The organism is Serratia sp. LTN-2 (assembly GCF_059740205.1).
In genome coordinates this window covers 222,336-241,348 of the sequence record NZ_JCAXDO010000002.1, presented here as the reverse complement: position 1 = coordinate 241,348, position 19,013 = coordinate 222,336, and the positions used below count along the sequence as shown (strand labels likewise).

Genomic DNA, 19,013 nt, shown 5'->3' with positions numbered 1-19,013 from the left:
CTGCCTGGCGTTCGGCGCTGCACGTTGCCCAATCGATCGGCGTGTTGAAGGTCGACATGGCGTTACTCCATCATCTTTTCAATCGGCAGCACCAGAATCGAGCTGGCGCCGAGCGCTTTCAGTTTTTCCATGGTTTCCCAGAACAGGGTTTCGCTGCTGACCATGTGCATCGCCACGCGGTTCTGCGCACCGGCCAGCGGCAGAATGGTCGGGCGTTCGGCGCCCGGCAGCAGCGCGACGATCTCGTCCAGCTTCTCGCTCGGCGCGTGCAGCATGATGTATTTGGATTCGCGCGCCTGGATCACGCCCTGAATACGGGTCATCAGGCGGTCGATCAGCTGCTGTTTGGCTTCCGGCATTTCGCCGTCGCGCTGGATAAGACAAGCTTTGGAGCGGTAGATCACCTCCACTTCGCGCAGGCCGTTGGCTTCCAGCGTGGCGCCGGTAGAGACCAGATCGCAGATGGCGTCGGCCAGACCGGCGCGCGGCGCCACCTCTACCGAGCCGTTCAACAGACAGGATTTGAAGCGCACGCCCTGTTTGTCGAGGTATTGCTTCAGCAGGTGCGGGTAAGAGGTGGCGATGCGGGCGTCCTGCAGGCTTTGCGGGCCGGCGTATTCGGCGTCGAGCGGGGTGGCCAGCGACAGGCGGCAGCCGCCGAAATCGAGGCGGCGCAGGGTGAAGTAACGCGGGTCTTCACCCTGGGCGCGGCGGCTGAGCAGCTCTTCTTCCAGCACGTTCTCGCCGATGATGCCCAGATCGACCACGCCGTCCATCACCAGGCCTGGAATGTCGTCGTCGCGCACGCGCAGGATGTCGATCGGCATGTTCTCGGCGAAGGCGATCAGACGCTGCTGCTGCAGGTTGATCTTGATGCCGCAGCGCGCCAGCAGCTCCTGGGATTCATCGCTCAGGCGGCCCGACTTCTGCATTGCGATCCGTAAACGTGTCTTGTCCAGCATGGTAACCTCTGTTTAATCTGTAATTTTATGAATTTATTGTAAAAACTATTCTTTTCTGTCTGTCCGGAGCCAAAAAAAAACCCTCGGAAGAAATCTTCCGAGGGCTCTCTCTTGCGTTCTGCGCGCCACTGGAAGATTAACAAACCGTCTTCCAGCACTCATCGCCTGAAAGACTAGTCAGGGTGATGGTGATGATGGTGGTTGAACTGAACGCGTGTCATGGTGTTTTCTCTCAGCAAAAGTCGGTAAAAAACCGTATGCCAATTAAGCTAAACTATCCGCTGTCCGCCGTGCAACTCTTTTTTATCGTCATAAATTTAATTTATTGAAACAGGTTGGGTTATTAGCCATAGACGGCTTTACCTAACCTTAAGCCGGGCAGATTGTATCGCCGCGCGCAGTGGCGTAGCCTTAGAAGTAGAGCGCTGCATTCTTCAGGAGAGGAAGAGGATGAAAAAGGTAGCCATTATTGGCCTGGGTTGGTTGGGCATGCCGCTGGCGTTGTCGCTGATGGGCCGCGGGTACGATGTGGTCGGCAGCAAAACCACGCCGGACGGCGTCGAGGCCGCGCGCATGAGCGGTATCGAATGCTATCAGTTGGAGCTGACGCCGGAGTTGGTCTGCGATGCGGACGATCTGGAGTCGCTGTTGCGCGTGGATGCGCTGGTGGTGACGCTGCCCGCGCGCCGCACCGTCGAAGGCAGCGAGAACTATTTCAATGCGGTGCGCATGCTGGTGGACAGCGCGATGGCCTTCGGCGTGCCGCGGGTAATCTTCACCAGTTCCACCTCGGTATACGGCGAAACGGCCGGCACGCTGCGCGAAGAGTCGCCGCTGCGGCCGGTCTCGCCGTCGGGCCGGGTCTTAGCCGAATTGGAACGTTGGCTGCATGAGTTGCCGAACACCTCGGTGGACATTTTGCGGCTGGCGGGGCTGGTGGGCGCCGATCGTCACCCCGGCCGCTTCCTGGCCGGCAAACTCGACGTGAAGGGCGGTTCGCAGGGGGTGAATCTGGTGCATCAGGACGACGTGATCGCCGCTATCCAACTGCTGCTGAAGCTGCCGAAGGGCGGCCATGTGTACAACCTGTGCGCACCGCGTCATCCGGCCAAACGCGAGTTCTATCCGGCGCTGGCCGAGCAGCTGCACCTGGAGCCGCCACAATTCGCCGATGAAGCGGAGCAGGATGAGCGGCTGGTGGACGGCAATCGCATCTGCAATGAGCTGGGCTTCGAGTACCAGTATCCCGACCCGGCGCGCATGCCGGTCAGTTAAACGTCATCATGCCCCGCAAATGCGGGTTTTTTTTCGCCAGCGCGCACCAAATCCTCCAGCAGCGCGTTCAGCGCCTCGTCGGGCTCGACGGGGCGGCTGACCAGGCTGAGTACGGCGCGGTATGAGAGCGCCGCGCCGCCCAGCTGCCGCAGCAGCCCCTGTTCCACCCAGCGCGCCGCGTAGTGGGTGGGCAAATAGCCAAGACAGGTGCCGCTCAACACCAGATGGGCGACGCTCTCCATATGATGAGCCACCGCAGCCAGGTGGGGCGGCGCGATCGGGCATAACTGCTGCGCCAGCAGGTAGCCACGCTTAACCCAGCGCGCGTTTTCGATCTGCTCGCGTTCGGGGGTTTCCACAGCGAACAGCGGGTGATCCGCGCTGCAATAGATCGCCTGCGTCTCCTCCAGCCACGGCTGATAGCGCAGCGCCTCCAACTGCTGACCGAAGTAGCCGATGCCCAGATCGAGCTGCCGGTGCAGCAGCCCCTGTTCAATCTCGCTCGGTGAACAGATGCGGCACTGCAGCTGCACGTCCTGATGCCGGCGTTGAAAGTGTTTGATGGCCTGGCTGAACGGATTGCCCGGTAGCGAGACCAGATTATCTACCAGCCCAATCTGCAGATCGCCGGTCAGCAGGCCGTTCAGCGACTGGCTGACCCGGGTGAAGTCGCGGGCGGCGTTGAACAACGAGCGGCAGGCGATCAGCATGCGTTCACCCTTGGGCGTCAGCCGGAAGCCGGAGCGGCCGCGCTGGCACAGGCGAAAACCCAGCCGGGTTTCCAACGAAGCCAGGTGAGTGCTGATGGTGGACTGATTCATCATCAACGTTTCCTGCGCGGCGCTGACGCCCTGGGATTCCGCCACCGCAACAAACACCCGCAGCAGTTTCAGATCGATATCGCTTAGGTTGGTGAGCATCTGCCCCTCCGCAGAGCATCGGCCGGTTAACTCATTTTTAACATTGCGAAAATGGGTACGGCGCTGAAGATATGGCCTTCCTTATGGCATGAAGTTGAAATAAAAATCAATACTTCAATAGGTTAGTTACATCGCGTTTTTCGATGTTTACATGCAAAAGCGGGAATGGTAGTCGAGGCGGCCAACGGGGTAGTCTGCGAATGTTGCTTAAATGTTTCAATCTATCGCAGACTACGACAAGGAAACGCCATGCTGAACCAACCCCAAAGCGGCAACGACATGCCGCGCTTTGCCGGTATCCCCACCATGATGCGCCTGCCCGCCGCCGAACAGGCGCGCGGTCTGAACGCCGCCTTTGTCGGCATTCCGCTGGATATCGGCACCTCCAACCGCAGCGGTACCCGCTATGGTCCGCGCCAGATCCGCCAGGAGTCGGTAATGATCCGCCCCTACAACATGGGCACCGGCTCTGCCCCGTTTGAACGGCTGCAGGTGGCCGATCTGGGGGATGTCGCCATCAACCCCTACAGCCTGGCGGACAGCGTGCAGCGCATCGAGGCGGCTTATCACGAGATCCTGGCGCACGGTTGTACGCCGTTGACGCTCGGCGGCGATCACACCCTGACGCTGCCGGTGCTGCGCGCCATTGCCCGTCGGCATGGCCCGGTGGGGCTGATCCACGTCGATGCGCATTCCGACACCAACGAGGAGATGTTCGGCGAGCGGCTGGCGCACGGCACCACCTTCCGCCGTGCGTTTGAGGAAGGACTCTTGGCGCCGGAAAAGGTGGTGCAGATCGGTCTGCGCGGCAGCGGCTATGCGGCCGACGACTTCGACTGGTCGCGTCGCCAGGGCTTCCGCGTCGTGCCGGCCGAAGCCTGTTGGCACCGGTCGCTGACGCCGCTGATGGCCGAGATCCGCGAACAGATGGGCGACGCGCCGGTTTACCTCAGCTTCGATATCGACGGGCTGGATCCGGCCTTTGCACCGGGCACTGGTACGCCGGAGGTCGGCGGGCTGTCGGTCTGGCAGGGGCTGGAGATCGTGCGCGGCTGCCATGGGCTGAACCTGATCGGCGGCGATGTCGTGGAGGTGTCGCCGCCTTACGATCGCTCCGGCAACACCGCGCTGCTGGCGGCCAACCTGCTGTTTGAAATGCTGTGCGTGCTGCCGGTCCGCTGAGGCCGGCGCACTGACCCTACCGGCGGAGCGGTTGCGTCGGGCCCCCTGATAACAATAACAACGGTGTGGAGGTACCCATGAATCTCGATCTGCTGGTTGTGGTGTTTTACTTTCTGGTGATAGGCGCGGTGGGGTGGATGGGCATTCGCCGCGCCAATTCCAAAGAGGCGTATCTGGTCGCCGGGCGCAACCTGGGGCCAGGACTGTATCTGGGCACGCTGTCGGCGGTGGTGCTCGGCGGCGCGTCGACCATCGGCAGCGTCAAGCTCGGCTACACCTACGGCATCTCCGGCGTCTGGCTGTGCGGCGCGCTCGGGCTGGGCATCGTGGTGCTGAGCCTGGTGCTGGCCAAGCCGCTGCTCAAGCTGAAGCTATATACCGTCAGCCAGGTGCTGTCGCGTCGCTATCATCCGGCGGCGCGCGTCACCAGCGGTGCGATCATGCTGGCCTATGACCTGATGGTGGCGGTGACCTCGATCATCGCCATCGGCAGCGTGATGCAGGTGATGTTCGGCCTGTCGTTCGCCGCGTCGATTCTGCTCGGCGGCGGGCTGGTGGTGCTGTATTCGACGCTGGGCGGCATGTGGTCGCTGACGCTGACCGACATCATTCAGTTCATCATCATGACCGTCGGCATGATGCTGGTGCTGATGCCGATGAGCATCGTCAAGGCCGGCGGCTGGGAAGCGTTCGCCAGCCAACTGCCCGCCGGTTACTACTAGCTGTCGTCGATCGGGCTGGACACCATTCTGGTGTTCTTCCTGATCTACTTCTTCGGCATTCTGATCGGCCAGGACATCTGGCAGCGGGTGTTCACCGCCCGCAGCGCCAATGTGGCGCGCTTCGCCGGGCTGGGGGCGGGCGTCTACTGCGTGCTGTACGGCGTGACCGGCGCGCTGATCGGCATGGCCGGCAAGATCGTGCTGCCGTCGCTCAACAATACCGATGGCGCCTTTGCCGCCATCGCGCAAGCGGTGTTGCCGGTCGGCGTCAGCGGGCTGGTGGCCGCGGCGGCACTGGCGGCGCTGATGTCCACCGCCAGCGCCTGCCTGCTGGCGTCTTCCACCATCGCGCTGGAAGACGTGCTGCCGGCCATTCGCCGCAAACCGTCCGGCGGGCTGGCCGCCGGGCGCTTTGCCACGCTTTTCATGGGTGCGGTCATGCTGGGGCTGGCGTTTGTGGTGCGCGACGTGCTGGCGGCGCTGACGCTGGCTTATAACCTGCTGGTGGGCGGCATGCTGATCCCGCTGGTGGGGGCGATCTTCTGGCCGCGTGCCACCAGCGTCGGCGCCATCGCCAGCATGCTGACCGGCAGCCTGTGTGTGGTGGGGCTGATGGTCTGGCACGGCATCGACGCTAACAGCCCGATCTACGGCGGCCTGTTAGGCGGCGGCGTCGCCTTCGTGCTGGGCAGCCTGCTGAGCCGCCCTGCGCCGCAGCTGCAGGCTCAAACTGAACGCTGAGGCGCGATCCGGGCTTTTATCACGGCGCCTTTACTGATTTACTGAGGAGCAGGGCGCATCGCCGCCCTGTCGGTTTAACGGTGAGGGTAAGGAGAAAGTGAGTCATGGGTAAAATCAGCGTCGCATGCTGCCAGTTAGCGCTGCGGGTAGGGGAAGCAGAGCATAATCGGGCGCTGTCTGCTCAGGCGATCCGTCATGCGGCGCAGCGCGGCGCCAACGTCATCGTGCTGCCGGAGCTGGTGAACAGCGGTTATGTGTTTCGCGATAAGGCGGAGGCGCTGACGTTGGCCGAGGCCGACGACGGGCCAAGCGTCAGCTTGTGGGTTGCCCTGGCGTGCGAATGGGATGTGGCGATTGTCGCCGGTTTCTGCGAGCGGCTGCCCGATGGCGGGGTGGCCAACAGCGCGGCGTTGATCGATGCGCAAGGCGTGAGGGCGATTTATCGCAAGGTTCACCTGTGGCATGAGGAGAGCACGATCTTTACCCCCGGCGATCGGCCGCCGCCGGTCGTCGAGACGCGCTTTGGCCGGTTGGCGGTGATGATCTGCTACGATCTTGAATTCCCTGAGTGGGTGCGGCTACCGGCGCTGGCCGGTGCTCAGCTGCTGTGCGCACCGGTCAACTGGCCGCTGGCGCCGCGCCCACAGGGCGAACGGCCGGCGGAGATGGTGAAGGCGCAGGCCAACGCCGCCGTCAATCGGCTGTTCATCGCGGTGTGCGATCGCTGCGAAACGGAACGCGGCGTCGAGTGGATCGGCGGCTCGGCGATCGTCGACGCCGACGGTTACCCGTTGACGCAGAGCCTGGCTGGCGAAGGCATGGTGCTGGCGGAAATGGATATCAGTACGGCTGATGACAAGCGCATCGGCCGCTACAATCATGTGCATTGCGATCGGCGGCCGCTACTGTATTGAAGCGGCGGGGCGGGCTGCCCCGCCGAGGTTTTTTGCCGACGGGAACCGCCGCTGTTTTGGCGCTTACAGCCAGCCTGATTTCTTCAGCTTCTGATACAGGAAAATGCAGCCGACGGCGGTCACTCCCAGCGTGGCGTGATAGGCCCACGGGAATTTCAGTTCCGGCATGTCGGCGAAGTTCATCCCGTACAGGCTGAAGATCACCGTCGGGATAGCCAAAATCGCCCCCCAGCCCGCCAGCCGTTTCACCACTTCGTTCTGTTTGACCGTCACCAGCGCCAGATTGACGTGCATGGCGTTGGTCAGCATTTCGCGCATGTCGTCGATGTTGCTGACCACCTGATGCGCATGATCCTGCACGTCGCGCACGTAGGCGCGCAGCTCTTTCGGGATCACTTCTTCGTGCAGACGGATCAGCTGGTTGCAGATTTCATCCATCGGCAGCGCGGCGTTGCGCAGCGCCAGCAGGTGGCGGCGCAGAGTATAGACGTTCTCAATCGCCGCCTGATCGAACTCCGACTGGAACATGTTGGCTTCGATGTTCTCGATGGTGCTCTCGAAGCGCGCCACCACACTGCGGTAGTTATCCACCACGAAGTCCAGCACCGAATAAAGCGCGAAGCCCGGCCCGCGGCACATCTGCTTGTGATTCTCTTCCGCCTTGGCGCGGATCGGCGCATAGCTGGGCGAAGCGCCGTGGCGCACCGTCACCAGAAAGTTTTTGCCGACGAAGAAGTGCGTCTCGCCGTATTCGATTTCGTCGTTCTCGCCCCATTGCGCGGTTTTCACCACGATGAACAGCGAGTCGCCATAGGTCTCCAGCTTCGGCCGCTGGTGTGCGCACAGCGCGTCTTCGATCGCCAGGTCATGCAGCCCGAACTCTTCCTGCACCTTGCGCATAAACGCCGGCTCCGGCTGCCGGAGCCCCAGCCAGATGAAAGTGTCCGGTTGTTTGACCACCTCGCTGATATCGTCGATGGTCACTTCGCCCAGCCGTTGGCCGGCTTTGTACGCCACGCAGTTCACCACCATGCTTTTGCTGTCCATCGGTCCGTCCATTAATCAGTCAGGGTTTTGGTGAGAAAATAGCACTCATGTTCCACCGGATAATCTTTCAACGTCATTTGCAGTTGATAGCCGAGCTTTTCGTAAAACGGTCGCGCCTGGAAGCTGAAGGTGTCCAGACGGGCGTAGCGGCAGCCGCGCGCCTGCGCCTCTTGTTCGGCGGCGCGCATCAATCGGCCGCCCAGGCCGCTGCCGCGTTGGGAGTCCGCCACCCACAGCCACTCGACGCTCAGCCAGTTGCCCCAGGTTTCGGCGGTCAGCCCGCCGATCACTGTGCCGGACTCGTCTCGCGCATAGACGCTGAGCGGCTTGCGGTGACGGGCATCGATATGCGGCAGGTTGTAAGCGCGCAGGCCTTGCCTGATCGCATCAAGGGTTTGTTCGTCGATCGCGTCGGTAACGGTAATGTCCATTTTTCCTCCTGGGTGATGCGTTAACTTAAGCACACTACGGCTAAAAGGCAACCTGTTGAAATGTAATGTAAACGACCATTCCGACTGGGTGAGCTACACTAAACGGGTCATTTTATCCTCAGGAGGACGCCATGCCCCGATTGACTCTGCTGGCCGGGTTGCTGCTGTGCAGCGGCCTGCTGCACGCCGCGCCGACGGTCAGCCAACTGCAGGACGGCCTGGAACATCCGTGGTCGCTGGCCTTTTTGCCGGCGGAGCAAGGCCTGCTTATCACCGAACGGCCCGGCCGGCTGCGGCTGTGGCAGCAGGGCAAGGGCCTGTCGCCGCCGATCGCCGGCGTGCCGCAGGTCTACGCCGAGGGGCAGGGCGGCCTGCTGGAAGTGTTGCCGGCCCCCGACTTTAGCGCCAGTCGCCGGGTATATCTCAGCTTCGCCGAACCGGGCGAGGGCGGCAAAGCCGGTACGGCGGTCGGCTATGGCCGCCTGAGCGACGATGGCCGGCGGCTGGAAAACTTTAAGGTGATCTTCCGTCAGCAGCCCAAGCTGTCGGTCGGCAATCATTTTGGCGGCAAGCTGGCGTTCGACAGGCAGGGCTATCTGTTCATCGCGCTGGGTGAAAACAACCAGCGGCCGACGGCGCAAGAGACCGACAAACTGCAGGGCAAACTGGTGCGGCTGACCGCCGAAGGTGCGGTACCGCCGGATAACCCCTGGGTCGGCCAGGCTGGCAAGCGGCCGGAGGTTTGGTCTTACGGCCACCGCAATCCGCAAGGGCTGGCGTTGAACCCGTGGAGCGGCGCGATCTGGGAACATGAGCACGGCCCGCGCGGCGGCGATGAGCTCAATATCCCGCTGCCGGGTAAAAACTACGGCTGGCCGCTGGCCACCTACGGCATCAACTATTCCGGCCAACCGATACCGGAGGCCAAAGGGGAACGGGTGCCCGGCACCGAACAACCGCTGCACTACTGGCGAGTCTCGCCCGGCCTCAGCGGCATGGCGTTTTATGACGGCCAACGCTTCCCCGCCTGGCGGCACTCGCTGTTCATCGGCGCGCTGGCGCAAAAGGAACTGATTCGCCTGACGCTGGAGGGCGACAAGGTGGTGGCGGAAGAGCGGCTGTTGGGCGATCGCGGCGAACGCATCCGCGAGGTGCGCAGCGGGCCGGATGGCTACCTGTATCTGCTGACGGACGAACGGAACGGCAAGCTGCTGAAGGTCGGGGCGTCGTAGCGCCCCGCATCGATTAGGTGAGCGCGCTCATTACGCCGCGCTGGTAGGCTGGGCGAGCGCGCAGCTGCTGATACCAGCGCTCCATGTTCGGCCGTGAGCGACGGGCGATAGGCATTTCGAACCAGGCGTAGGCGAAGCTGCCGAGCGGAATATCGCCGAAGCCGAACGCTTCGCCGGAGAGGTAGGGCTGGCGCGCCAGCGTCTGTTCGATGACGTCGAAGTGTTTTTCCAGCGTGGCGATCGCCGCATCGATTTTCGCCATGTCGCGCAGCTCGGGCGCGGTACGCACCAGGCCCCAAAAGACGATGGTGAAGGCCGGGACGATGGTTGAGGTGGTCCAGTCCATCCATTTCTCGGCGGCGGCGCGCGCCTGCAGATCCTGCGGATAGAACGTCGCATCGCCGAATTTCGCCGCCAGGTAGCGCACGATGGTGTTGGATTCCCACAGTACGAAGTCATCGTCCTGCAGCAGCGGCACCAGGCCGTTCGGGTTCAGCGCGCGGTAGCTCTCTTCGTTTACCTTGCCGAACGCGCCGCCGGCGTTGATGTGGGTGAAGCTCAGCTCCAGTTCGGCGGCGCACCACAGCACCTTCCTGACGTTGTTCGAATTCTCACGACCCCAAATGGTCAGCATTGGATAGCTCCGTTAGCGGATTAAGGACCCTTAATACCTACGCCACAACGCGCTTTTTGTCACACCGCAGGGCACTTTTTGTCTGCCGCTCAGCGTTCCCAACGGCACACTTCCCAGCCGCGTTCCACCGCCAGCGCGTTCAACTCGCTGTCGGGGTTGATCACCGTGGCGCTGTCGACGAATTGCAGCATCGCCTTGTCGTTGAGGGAGTCGCTGTAGCCGTGGCTATGCTCGAATTTCAGATGTGGATGCTGCGCCAGCCAGTGCTGCAGGCGGATCACCTTGCCCTGCTGATAGGTCATGGTGCCGTAAGTGTTGCCGGTAAAGCGGCCATCGCTGATTTCCACGCCAATCGCCAGCGCATCGTCGGCACCGAGCTGTTCGGCTATTGGCGCCACCAGATGCTCGCCGGTGGCGGAGATCACCAGAATGCAGTCGCCGCGCTCGTGGTGCCACTGCAGGCGTTCACGGGCGGCGGGGTAGACGCGCGGCAGGATGTCGCGCCGGATGTAACGCTGCACCCAGCCGGCCACGGTTTGCACGCTCAGGCCGGTCAACGGTGCCAGCGTAGCCTGCATATAGTCCTCCATCGACAGCTTGCCCTGATAATAGAGCTGCATCAGCTGCTGCTCCTGCAGTTCAAGCTCCGCCGGCGCGAATCCCTGGCCGACCAGCCAGCGGATCCACAGGCTGGCGCTGTCATCGTCAATCAGGGTTTCATCCAGGTCGAATAAGGCTAAATCCATCAGTATTTCTCCGGCAGGCAGGGTATGAGGTCGTTTACAGGATAGCGGATAGCGCACGTCGCCAGCCAGCGGCGTCGGCGAAATTGCGCAGAGCATAAGAAACATTGATGACGCTTTTGCGACAGTTTGTTGAACGTTTGCATAACTTAGAACGCAACAATATTGGCCGCCCCGGCGAACGCGGTGCTAACTAGAAGACCAATGCAGCCACCCGCTGGGGGGAGTGACCATGTTGATTATTCGCCTGTATGGCAGCCCGATCGTGATCGGGGAAGACGAGGAACCGCAAGATGACGCACCTGACGACGCTGAAAACGCTGCCGCTGCTGGATCTTTCGCAGCTTGACGGCGATGCGCGCCAGCGGCGCGCCTTTCTTGACGATTTGCGCGCGGCGGCGCGCGACGTCGGTTTTTTCTATCTGCGTGGTCACGGCGTGGACGGCGCGTTGAATGCGCGGTTGCAGCACGCCGCGCGGCAATTTTTCGCCCTGCCGGAAGCCGACAAGCTGGCGGTGCAGATGGTGCGCTCACCGCATTTTCGCGGTTATAACCGGGCGGCGGCGGAGCTCACGCGCGGCCAGCCGGACTGGCGCGAGCAGTTCGATATCGGCGCCGAACGTCCGGCGCTGACGCTGGCTGACGACACCCCGCGTTGGGCGCGCCTGCAGGGGCCAAATCAGTGGCCGGCGGCGCTGCCGGCGCTGAAACCGCTGCTGCTGCAGTGGCAGCAGGCGATGACCGCCATGTCGTTGCGGCTGCTGCGCGCTTTCGCGCTGGCGCTGTCGCTGCCGGAGCAGGCTTTCGATCGCTTGTACGGCGATAAGCCCAACGAACACATCAAACTGATTCGCTACCCGGGGCGGGACGCTACCGGCAGCGCACAGGGCGTCGGCGCACACAAGGACTCGGGTTTTCTCAGCTTCTTGCTGCAGGATGCGCAAAAAGGGCTGCAGGTGGAGGTCAGTGAGGGGCGATGGATAGACGCACAGCCGCGTGAAGACACTTTCGTGGTGAACATCGGCGAGCTGCTGGAACTGGCGACCAACGGTTATCTGCGCGCCACGGTGCACCGGGTGGAAACGCCGCCGGCGGGGCGTGACAGATTATCGATCGCGTTCTTCCTCGGCGCGCGTCTGGACGCGGTGGTGCCGCTGTATCAACTGCCGCCGCAGCTGGCGGCGCAGGCGCGCGGCCCGGCCAGCGATCCGCTCAACCCGCTGCTGCGCGATGTCGGTTACAACTACCTGAAAGGGCGCATCCGCTCCCACCCCGATGTAGCGCATCGCTTTTATCAGGACGTTATCTGCCTCTGAATATCAGGCATAAAAAAGCCCGGCGTGGCGGCCGGGCTGAGAGGTGCGCTGATGCAGCGGTTATTCCGCCAGCGCTTGCTGCAGATCGGCGATCAGATCTTCCACATCTTCAATCCCTACCGACAGGCGTACCAGCTGTGGCGTGATGCCGGTTTGCAGGCGCTGTTCCAGCGGAATGGAGGCGTGCGTCATGCTGAATGGCTGGCTGATCAGGCTTTCCACGCCGCCCAGGCTTTCCGCCAGGGTGAACAGGCGCGAACGCTTGATGACCCGGCGCGCATAGGCGTCGTCGCCTTTCAACCGTACCGAGATCATGCCGCCGAAGCGCGTCATCTGGCGCGCCGCCAGCTCGTGCTGCGGATGGCTCGGCAGGCCGGGATAGTAGACGTTTTCCACCTGCGGCTGGCTCTCTAGCCATTGAGCGATGCGCAGCGCGCTGTCGCTGTGGCGCTGCATGCGCAGCGCCAGGGTACGAATGCCGCGCAGCGTCAGGAAGCTGCTGAACGGATCGAGAATACCGCCGACCGCGTTTTGCAGGAAGCCGAGCTGTTCCGCCAGCGCCGGGTTATCGCCCACCGCCGCGACGCCGGCCACCACGTCGGAGTGGCCGTTGAGGTATTTGGTGGCGGAGTGCACCACCACGTCAAAGCCCAGATCCAGCGGGCGTTGCAGATACGGCGAGGCGAAGGTGTTGTCCGCCACGCTGATAAGTTGATGCTTTTTGGCGATCGCGGCGATGGCGCTCAGATCCGCCAGTTTCAGCAATGGGTTGGTCGGGGTTTCCACCCAGATCATTTTGGTATCCGGTTCGATCGCCTGCTCCAGCCCGGCGAGATCCGCCGGTGACACGTAGGTGACGCGCAGGCCGGCGGTGCGGCTGCGCACCTTTTCCAGCAGGCGATAGGTGCCGCCGTACAGGTCGTCCACCGCGATCAGGTGGCTGTCCTTGTCGAGCAGCTCCAGCACCGTGGAGCAGGCCGCCAGACCGGAGGCGAAGGCGTAACCGCGGCTGCCGCCTTCCAGTTCGGCGATGGCGCTTTCCAGCGCGGTGCGCGTCGGGTTGGCGCTGCGGGAATACTCATAGCCGGTATGCTCGCCCGGCGCCGGTTGGGCGTAGGTAGAGGTGGCGTAAATCGCCGGCATCACTGCGCCGGTCGCATCCGGGGTGTAACCGGCGTGAACGGTCAACGTATCAAACTTGGCCATAATGGGTCCTTATTAACGTAATTTTTGGCGCCAGGCGTTAAGCACGTCTGTGCGGGTAATCAGGCCGAGGAAGCGCTCGCCGTCGAGCACCACCGCGACGTGGCCATGGTTGAAGGTGGCCTGCAGTTCCTGATAGCCGGCTTCCTTTTGCAGCGTATTGACCCGCTTGGTCATCGCGCTGCTGGCCGGCAGGCTGAAGTGGGCGGCGTCGGCCTGGACGGCGTTCAGCAGATCCCACTCATCGATCAAACCGACCACCCGATCGCCTTCCAGCACCGGCAGCTGCGAGATGTCGTACAGCCGCATGCGGGCGTGCACGATCGCCAGCGTGTCGTCCGGCGCGGCGGAAACGGCGGCGCCCTCGTCGTGGCGGTAGGCGATCAGATCGCGCAGATCGCCGTGCTGTGGCTTGCTCAGCAAGCCCTGTTCCAGCATCCAGTGATCGTTATACATTTTAGACAGGTATTTGTTGCCGCTGTCGCAGACGAAGGTCACCACTCGCTTGGGTTCGGTCTGTGCGCGGCAGTAACGCAATGCGGCGGCCAGCAGGGTGCCGGTGGACGATCCCGCCAGCACGCCTTCCTTGCGCAGCAGGTCGCGCGCGGTGGTGAAGGCTTCGGCGTCGCCGATGCGGTAAGCGTTGCGCACCTGGTCAAAGTCGCTGAGCGGCGGGACGAAGTCTTCGCCGATGCCTTCCACCAGCCAACTGCCCGCTTCGCCGACTTGGCCGTTGTCGAGATAGTCCGCCAGAATAGAGCCGGCAGGGTCGGCCAGCACGAATTCCGTCTGCGGCGATACTTCGGCGAAATAGCGGCTCAGCCCGCCCAGTGTGCCGCCGGAACCGACGCCGACCACGATGGCGTCTACGTCATGTTCCATCTGTCGCCACAGTTCGGGCGCCGTGGTGGTGGTATGGGCCGCCGGGTTGGCCGGATTATTGAACTGGTCGATATAAAAAGCGCCGGGGATCTCTTCCGCCAGGCGTTTAGCGTAATCCTGATAGTAAGCCGGATGCCCCTTGCCGACGTCCGAGCGGGTCAACAGCACTTCCACGCCCAGCGCGCGCAGGTGGAAGATCTTCTCGCGGCTCATCTTGTCCGGCACCACCAGCAGTAGCTTATAGCCTTTCAATGCCGCCACCAGCGCCAATCCCAGGCCGGTATTGCCAGCGGTGGCTTCGATGATGGTGCCGCCCGGCTGCAGTTTGCCGTCGCGCTCGGCCTGTTCGATCATCGACAGCGCCACGCGGTCTTTGATCGAACCGCCGGGGTTTTGATTCTCCAGCTTGACGAACAGCCGGCACGGGCCGGTATCGAACTGGGTCAGTTCCAGCATCGGGGTATTGCCAATCATCTCGATGACGGAATGGGGGATCGCCATGACTCATCTCCAGGATTATTCGGTATAAAAGTCTTTGTGTGGATGATAGCGCTGAGGATAAGCGCTTTAAAAAGAACAAATAACGGCTCTATATGCCATTATGGAATATATTAATCTTTTTTAGACGTATGGATGCGCAGATGTTTAGCGGTGCAGATGCTTGGCCGTGTAGCCGTGAGTGGGCGGAGAAATAGACGGTGCGGCGCTTTTTTGAGCGATAAGCGGGGGCCTGCGTACAGTTATGTAAAAATGCTGAAAATTCACGCTAAACCCTGCAAAAATAAGATAAATCACATAAACTCACAGAAAGGGCATTTTCGGTGCGTTGCGTTACCCATTACGGGCGCCGCAGGGGGTTGCGGCCGGCACGCGCGCACCGGGCCACTCTCGCTGGTTGGCTTAAAACGTGAACATGTTTGAAAGTTAACGCTATTTCAATGGTTTGAATGGACACTCTGGCGACGTCATGATGAAAAAAAACTTATCCACTTCCCTGAAAAAACTGACCTTCAGCGTAGGCATCCTGTTGCTGGCCGCACCGGCCGTGCACGCGGCCGAGCCGCCGGCGCCGCCGCAGGTAGACGCCAAGGCCTTCATTCTGATGGATTACAACAGCGGCAAGGTGCTGACCGAAGGTAACTCCGACACCCGCCTCGATCCCGCCAGCCTGACCAAGATCATGTCCAGCTACGTGATCGGGCAGGCTATCAAGGCCGGCAAGATCAAGCCGGAAGACATGGTCACCGTCGGCAAAGACGCCTGGGCGCCCGGTAACCCGGCGCTGCGCGGTTCTTCGCTGATGTTCATCAAGCCGGGCGATCAGGTGCCGGTGCTGGAGCTGAATAAGGGCATCGTGATTCAGTCGGGCAACGACGCCAGCATCGCGCTGGCGGACTACGTGGCGGGCAGCCAGGATTCGTTCGTCGGCCTGATGAACAACTACGCCAAGTCTCTGGGCCTGCAGAATACCCACTTCCTGACGGTGCATGGCCTGGATGCGGAAGGGCAGTACAGCACCGCGCGCGACATGGCGCTGCTGAGCCAGGCGCTGATCCGCGACGTGCCGGACGAATACGCGCTGCATAAAGAGAAAGAGTTCACCTTTAACAAGATCCGCCAGATTAACCGCAACCGTCTGCTGTGGAGCAGCAACCTGAACGTCGACGGTATCAAGACCGGTTACACCAGCGGCGCCGGTCACAACCTGGTGGCGTCGGCTACCGACGGCCCGATGCGCCTGATCTCGGTCGTGCTGGGCGCGCCGAGCGATCGCGTGCGCTTCAGCGAAAGCGAAAAGCTGCTGACCTGGGGCTTCCGCTTCTATGAAACCGCAACGCCGATCAAGGCCGATAAACCGTTCGTTACCCAGAAGGTGTGGTTCGGCGACGTCAGCGAAGTCCCGCTCGGCGTGGCGAAAGACGCCTCGGTCACCATTCCGAAAGGGCAGATGAAAAACCTGAAGGCCAGCTACAAACTGACCCAACCGACGCTGGAAGCGCCGCTGGCGAAAAATCAGGTGGTCGGCACCATCGACTTCCAGCTGGACGGAAAAACCATCGAGCAGCACCCGCTGGTGGTGATGCAAGAGGTGAAAGAGGGCAACTTCTTCAGCCGCATCTGGGATATGGTGATGATGAAGCTGAGCCAGTGGTTCGGCGGGATCTTCGGCTAAATACCCTGATGTGAGGAGCGCGCCTCAGGCGCACGATCCTTGACCAAGCCGCAACGGAGACGTTGCGGCTTTTTTTTCGCGAGTTGCTGAGATGCGGGTGTTTAAAAGTAGTCCACCAGCATGGTGGCGCCGCTGGTGAAATCACCTTCTGCCAGGGAGACGGCGCTGTTTTTTACCGGTACCGCATCAAGCGTCGGTGGATTGGCGTAATCGATGTTCAGCGGTTTATTGATGGCGAAGGCCTTGCCGTTGGCCAACAGCTTGATGCCCAAGCCATTAACGCTGCTGGTTAACACGCTGCCGTCGAAGGCCGCCGCGCTGCCCATGATCTTCATTTTCAGCTGGCGGCTGTTATCCAGAAACTCGCATTTGATGCTGTAATCGATGCGTTGCATATAGCGAGTGCCGTCGATGCGCTTGATGCCGACCTTGCCGAAGTCGATATCGATGGTGCGCCCGTCGTTGATCACGCAAGGCGGGGGCGCCACCACGGTGGCGGTGATGTTGACCTTGGTACCCTGGTCGGCGGCCTGAGCGGCGGCGCTCATCAGGCTTAGCGCCCACAGCAGAGCGCAGCTCTTTTTCCTCGTCATGTTCATCCTGGCTCCCGTCTCAAGGTGCGCTGAAAATCAGCGTGGCCGAACCCGACAGCGGGCCGGTGGCGATGCTGGTGTAAGGAACATTGTTCTTCACCGGCACAAAGGTCACGGTATCGTTGCCCAGACCGTTGACGATACGCGTTCTGAAGGCATTATTGGGCTTTACCACCGCGCCGTTGTACACCATGGCCACGCCGACGTTGGGGTTGCTGGTCTTGATAAAATCGCTGGAGAAACCGCTGGCGTCGCTGACCATGCGGATCAGAATATCCTGCGTCGCGCTCTGGTCGTCGCATTGGTAGCTGAGCGCTTTGTCCTGTTTTATCTGGGCATCGCTGGCGCTCTGGGTCAGAAAGTCCTGGCGGATCTGACCGAAGTCGACGTTAATCTGCTGGCCATTGTTGATGGTGCAACTGGTGGTGACGAAGTAGGCGTCGTTGTCGGCGATCAGGCGCCAGCGATAAACGCCGCACTGCGGGCAACCCGGCTGATCGTTGGTCTGAATAAAGTTGATTTGGCCGATGACGTCGCCCTTGTTCACCTTGATGTCCGGCGTTGGGAAACGGTTCAACACGATATAGACCCGGATGGCGACCGACTGGGTCTGTAACCCGGTAAGGCTGAGTACGCTGATACCTGATGGCACCGGAGAGTTGTAATCGCTGCCGTTGATGGTGGTACCGCTGCCGATGGTGCCAAAAATCGCACTGTTCATCGACAGCGCCGGACTGTCGGTTTTGAGATAGTCATACCAGCTCGCGACGTCGTTTTTACAGGTGACCTGGCTGACGTTGACGATTTCGTTTTTGCCATAAGAAAGCTGTGGCCCGATGCGTACCCGGACGTCAACCGGCGTGGTCGAGCCCCCAGGGGGAATCAGTCCGCCATCGGACGTGCGGCAGGTAAATGCGTTGGCATTGCCAAGCAGCAGGAAGAAAGATAATGCCAGGCAGCAGCGTAAAAATAGCAGGGCTGTTTTTATCACGATAATATCCCAATATATATAAATAGTGTGCGGCGTTACTCCGCAATGAAATATTGCCAATCAGGCCGGCTACGCCATATTTATTCCGTTAAAGAAGAATGGGGTGTATCTCTGTTGGATCTGTCGTCGTTATCACCGCTCAACAATGCGGTGGGATACCACCTCAATGAGTTGTTGATGGAACCGTCCGTCACAATCACTTTTTGCCGGGCGACAAGATCCAGCAGCAGCCGCCGAGCCCGGTAAACACCGACGTTGACGGCATTGGCCAGTTGCCGCGTCGATAGCCATTGCTGCTGTGGCGGCAGCCCGGCGACGGGGCACTTGCGGGGTGACTTTGCGAATAATATTTGCAGCAGATCATGCTGCAATTGCCGTATTTCCTTTTGTTTCGGAGATAACGCTTCCATAGCACTTCCTCTGTATTCCGATTGCCGTATTCCTAAGAAAAAACAAACTTTCGCTGCCTACCAACAACGAGGTAAAACGCGAACAAAGAAAATTCCTATCTATTTATCAGGATTGAAAAAAAAGGCGTTGCCCGCCCCGTTTTTACCTATGCCTAGGCAGGGGTGGCGTCACGCTGAAACCTAAAATTTTGGTTTATTATATTCACAAAGCGCCACTTTGCGATCTGATTACTTGGGAATCAGAGAAAAACAGGATATTGCTCTATAAAAGTATCTTTTACGATCTATGAGCCTAAAAATAACAGTAAATTAACTTCAATTAGGAAATAAATTGCGAATGTTCGCCTTGATCAAAAAAAGCCTTTTTTTGCCGAGAGGCATTTGCCAGAATATTCATCGCCGAACAAGAAGGGCGGATTAGAAAGTATTGGCCTCGGCTTGTTGTGATTTCGTTTATTTTTGAATGGCGATCTCATTAATGAGTGGGCTGCTGCGAACTTGCCGTTATCGACGAGTTTATTGTCGGTTTCCTTGGGTTTTGGCAGTTAACCAACCAGCAAGATGCTAAAGAATCAGGGCTGCGCACATATAAGCGCGAGCGGGTTTCCTGTTGCTCTTTTTCTTGATTGGAATATGCATTTT

General features: G+C 60.7%; 18 protein-coding genes, 1 pseudogene and 1 other annotated feature. Of the genes and pseudogenes, 7 read left to right on the top strand and 12 right to left on the bottom strand.

The annotated features are described in order from the left end of the window. Positions 1-62: 62 nt before the first annotated feature. Positions 63-962, bottom strand: coding sequence for an ATP phosphoribosyltransferase (gene hisG, locus AC6BYQ_RS04910; RefSeq protein WP_015377256.1), 900 nt, complete (start codon positions 960-962; stop codon positions 63-65). A 71-nt stretch (positions 963-1,033) separates the two neighbouring features. Further along, positions 1,034-1,160: a sequence feature (His leader region), on the bottom strand. Then, positions 1,136-1,183: a his operon leader peptide gene (hisL, locus tag AC6BYQ_RS04905; protein WP_100396937.1), complete on the bottom strand. Its 48-nt coding sequence runs from the start codon at positions 1,181-1,183 to the stop codon at positions 1,136-1,138. Its footprint overlaps the feature before it by 25 nt. A 229-nt stretch (positions 1,184-1,412) precedes the next feature. Here hisL and AC6BYQ_RS04900 point away from each other — a divergent pair, with 229 nt between their 5' ends. Continuing rightward, complete coding sequence (locus tag AC6BYQ_RS04900) at positions 1,413-2,237, top strand: SDR family oxidoreductase (protein ID WP_019454365.1); 825 nt, start codon at positions 1,413-1,415, stop codon at positions 2,235-2,237. Here AC6BYQ_RS04900 and AC6BYQ_RS04895 read toward each other — a convergent pair. Then, the gene (locus AC6BYQ_RS04895) at positions 2,234-3,157 is read right to left on the bottom strand and encodes a LysR family transcriptional regulator (RefSeq protein WP_498056391.1); all 924 of its coding nucleotides are present in this window, start codon (positions 3,155-3,157) and stop codon (positions 2,234-2,236) included. The genes AC6BYQ_RS04900 and AC6BYQ_RS04895 overlap by 4 nt on opposite strands. Before the next feature lie 249 nt (positions 3,158-3,406). On the opposite strand from AC6BYQ_RS04895, the gene speB reads away from it, so the two are divergent. From speB to AC6BYQ_RS04880, 3 genes and pseudogenes are all read left to right on the top strand, one after another. Continuing rightward, entirely contained in the window at positions 3,407-4,339 is a 933-nt protein-coding gene (gene speB / locus AC6BYQ_RS04890; protein WP_019454363.1) for an agmatinase, read from the top strand. Between the two features lie 77 nt (positions 4,340-4,416). Beyond that, positions 4,417-5,802: pseudogene (locus AC6BYQ_RS04885) on the top strand (sodium:solute symporter family protein). 104 nt (positions 5,803-5,906) lie between these two features. Further along, the gene (locus tag AC6BYQ_RS04880) at positions 5,907-6,716 is read left to right on the top strand and encodes a nitrilase-related carbon-nitrogen hydrolase (protein ID WP_025920996.1); all 810 of its coding nucleotides are present in this window, start codon (positions 5,907-5,909) and stop codon (positions 6,714-6,716) included. 63 nt (positions 6,717-6,779) lie between these two features. Here the strand turns inward: AC6BYQ_RS04880 and corA are convergent, their stop codons facing one another. Both corA and AC6BYQ_RS04870 read right to left on the bottom strand, forming a co-directional pair. Continuing rightward, complete coding sequence (gene corA, locus AC6BYQ_RS04875; RefSeq protein WP_025920995.1) at positions 6,780-7,763, bottom strand: magnesium/cobalt transporter CorA; 984 nt, start codon at positions 7,761-7,763, stop codon at positions 6,780-6,782. An 11-nt stretch (positions 7,764-7,774) separates the two neighbouring features. Then, positions 7,775-8,194 (bottom strand): GNAT family N-acetyltransferase, encoded by a 420-nt coding sequence (locus tag AC6BYQ_RS04870; RefSeq protein WP_063919087.1) that lies wholly within the window; start codon positions 8,192-8,194, stop codon positions 7,775-7,777. A gap of 131 nt (positions 8,195-8,325) precedes the next feature. On the opposite strand from AC6BYQ_RS04870, the gene AC6BYQ_RS04865 reads away from it, so the two are divergent. Next, complete coding sequence (locus AC6BYQ_RS04865) at positions 8,326-9,426, top strand: PQQ-dependent sugar dehydrogenase (RefSeq protein WP_498056390.1); 1,101 nt, start codon at positions 8,326-8,328, stop codon at positions 9,424-9,426. Between the two features lie 13 nt (positions 9,427-9,439). On the opposite strand, the gene AC6BYQ_RS04860 is transcribed toward AC6BYQ_RS04865, so the two are convergent. Further along, positions 9,440-10,060, bottom strand: coding sequence for a glutathione S-transferase family protein (locus tag AC6BYQ_RS04860; RefSeq protein WP_432525371.1), 621 nt, complete (start codon positions 10,058-10,060; stop codon positions 9,440-9,442). A gap of 89 nt (positions 10,061-10,149) precedes the next feature. Then, positions 10,150-10,806, bottom strand: a complete 657-nt coding sequence (locus tag AC6BYQ_RS04855) for an HAD family hydrolase (protein ID WP_498056389.1) — start codon at positions 10,804-10,806, stop codon at positions 10,150-10,152. A 290-nt stretch (positions 10,807-11,096) separates the two neighbouring features. Here AC6BYQ_RS04855 and AC6BYQ_RS04850 point away from each other — a divergent pair, with 290 nt between their 5' ends. Continuing rightward, the gene (locus tag AC6BYQ_RS04850) at positions 11,097-12,119 is read left to right on the top strand and encodes an isopenicillin N synthase family dioxygenase (RefSeq protein ID WP_498056388.1); all 1,023 of its coding nucleotides are present in this window, start codon (positions 11,097-11,099) and stop codon (positions 12,117-12,119) included. A gap of 60 nt (positions 12,120-12,179) precedes the next feature. On the opposite strand, the gene AC6BYQ_RS04845 is transcribed toward AC6BYQ_RS04850, so the two are convergent. Both AC6BYQ_RS04845 and AC6BYQ_RS04840 read right to left on the bottom strand, forming a co-directional pair. Next, positions 12,180-13,325, bottom strand: coding sequence for a trans-sulfuration enzyme family protein (locus tag AC6BYQ_RS04845; RefSeq protein WP_019454612.1), 1,146 nt, complete (start codon positions 13,323-13,325; stop codon positions 12,180-12,182). A 12-nt stretch (positions 13,326-13,337) separates the two neighbouring features. Continuing rightward, positions 13,338-14,705 carry a pyridoxal-phosphate dependent enzyme gene (locus AC6BYQ_RS04840; protein ID WP_063919092.1) on the bottom strand — a complete coding sequence of 456 codons (1,368 nt, stop codon included), beginning with the start codon at positions 14,703-14,705 and terminating at the stop codon, positions 13,338-13,340. Positions 14,706-15,171: 466 nt separating this feature from the next. Between AC6BYQ_RS04840 and AC6BYQ_RS04835 the strand changes: the two genes are divergently transcribed. Beyond that, entirely contained in the window at positions 15,172-16,377 is a 1,206-nt protein-coding gene (locus AC6BYQ_RS04835; RefSeq protein WP_074054639.1) for a serine hydrolase, read from the top strand. A 101-nt stretch (positions 16,378-16,478) separates the two neighbouring features. On the opposite strand, the gene AC6BYQ_RS04830 is transcribed toward AC6BYQ_RS04835, so the two are convergent. From AC6BYQ_RS04830 to AC6BYQ_RS04820, 3 genes are all read right to left on the bottom strand, one after another. Continuing rightward, positions 16,479-16,970 carry a fimbrial protein gene (locus tag AC6BYQ_RS04830; protein ID WP_498056387.1) on the bottom strand — a complete coding sequence of 164 codons (492 nt, stop codon included), beginning with the start codon at positions 16,968-16,970 and terminating at the stop codon, positions 16,479-16,481. 19 nt (positions 16,971-16,989) lie between these two features. Beyond that, the gene (locus tag AC6BYQ_RS04825; protein WP_275507216.1) at positions 16,990-17,961 is read right to left on the bottom strand and encodes a fimbrial protein; all 972 of its coding nucleotides are present in this window, start codon (positions 17,959-17,961) and stop codon (positions 16,990-16,992) included. Between the two features lie 80 nt (positions 17,962-18,041). Beyond that, complete coding sequence (locus AC6BYQ_RS04820) at positions 18,042-18,371, bottom strand: hypothetical protein (protein ID WP_498056386.1); 330 nt, start codon at positions 18,369-18,371, stop codon at positions 18,042-18,044. Positions 18,372-19,013: the final 642 nt, after the last annotated feature.

Bases quoted from the DNA above. Each gene is read 5' to 3' on its own strand.
- hisG (WP_015377256.1), bottom strand. From the start codon at position 962: ATGCTGGACAAGACACGTTTACGGATCGCAATGCAGAAGTCGGGCCGC.
- AC6BYQ_RS04900 (WP_019454365.1), top strand. From the start codon at position 1,413: ATGAAAAAGGTAGCCATTATTGGCCTGGGTTGGTTGGGCATGCCGCTG.
- AC6BYQ_RS04895 (WP_498056391.1), bottom strand. From the start codon at position 3,157: ATGCTCACCAACCTAAGCGATATCGATCTGAAACTGCTGCGGGTGTTT.
- speB (WP_019454363.1), top strand. From the start codon at position 3,407: ATGCTGAACCAACCCCAAAGCGGCAACGACATGCCGCGCTTTGCCGGT.
- AC6BYQ_RS04880 (WP_025920996.1), top strand. From the start codon at position 5,907: ATGGGTAAAATCAGCGTCGCATGCTGCCAGTTAGCGCTGCGGGTAGGG.
- corA (WP_025920995.1), bottom strand. From the start codon at position 7,763: ATGGACAGCAAAAGCATGGTGGTGAACTGCGTGGCGTACAAAGCCGGC.
- AC6BYQ_RS04870 (WP_063919087.1), bottom strand. From the start codon at position 8,194: ATGGACATTACCGTTACCGACGCGATCGACGAACAAACCCTTGATGCG.
- AC6BYQ_RS04865 (WP_498056390.1), top strand. From the start codon at position 8,326: ATGCCCCGATTGACTCTGCTGGCCGGGTTGCTGCTGTGCAGCGGCCTG.
- AC6BYQ_RS04860 (WP_432525371.1), bottom strand. From the start codon at position 10,060: ATGCTGACCATTTGGGGTCGTGAGAATTCGAACAACGTCAGGAAGGTG.
- AC6BYQ_RS04855 (WP_498056389.1), bottom strand. From the start codon at position 10,806: ATGGATTTAGCCTTATTCGACCTGGATGAAACCCTGATTGACGATGAC.
- AC6BYQ_RS04850 (WP_498056388.1), top strand. From the start codon at position 11,097: ATGACGCACCTGACGACGCTGAAAACGCTGCCGCTGCTGGATCTTTCG.
- AC6BYQ_RS04845 (WP_019454612.1), bottom strand. From the start codon at position 13,325: ATGGCCAAGTTTGATACGTTGACCGTTCACGCCGGTTACACCCCGGAT.
- AC6BYQ_RS04840 (WP_063919092.1), bottom strand. From the start codon at position 14,705: ATGGCGATCCCCCATTCCGTCATCGAGATGATTGGCAATACCCCGATG.
- AC6BYQ_RS04835 (WP_074054639.1), top strand. From the start codon at position 15,172: ATGATGAAAAAAAACTTATCCACTTCCCTGAAAAAACTGACCTTCAGC.
- AC6BYQ_RS04830 (WP_498056387.1), bottom strand. From the start codon at position 16,970: ATGACGAGGAAAAAGAGCTGCGCTCTGCTGTGGGCGCTAAGCCTGATG.
- AC6BYQ_RS04820 (WP_498056386.1), bottom strand. From the start codon at position 18,371: ATGGAAGCGTTATCTCCGAAACAAAAGGAAATACGGCAATTGCAGCAT.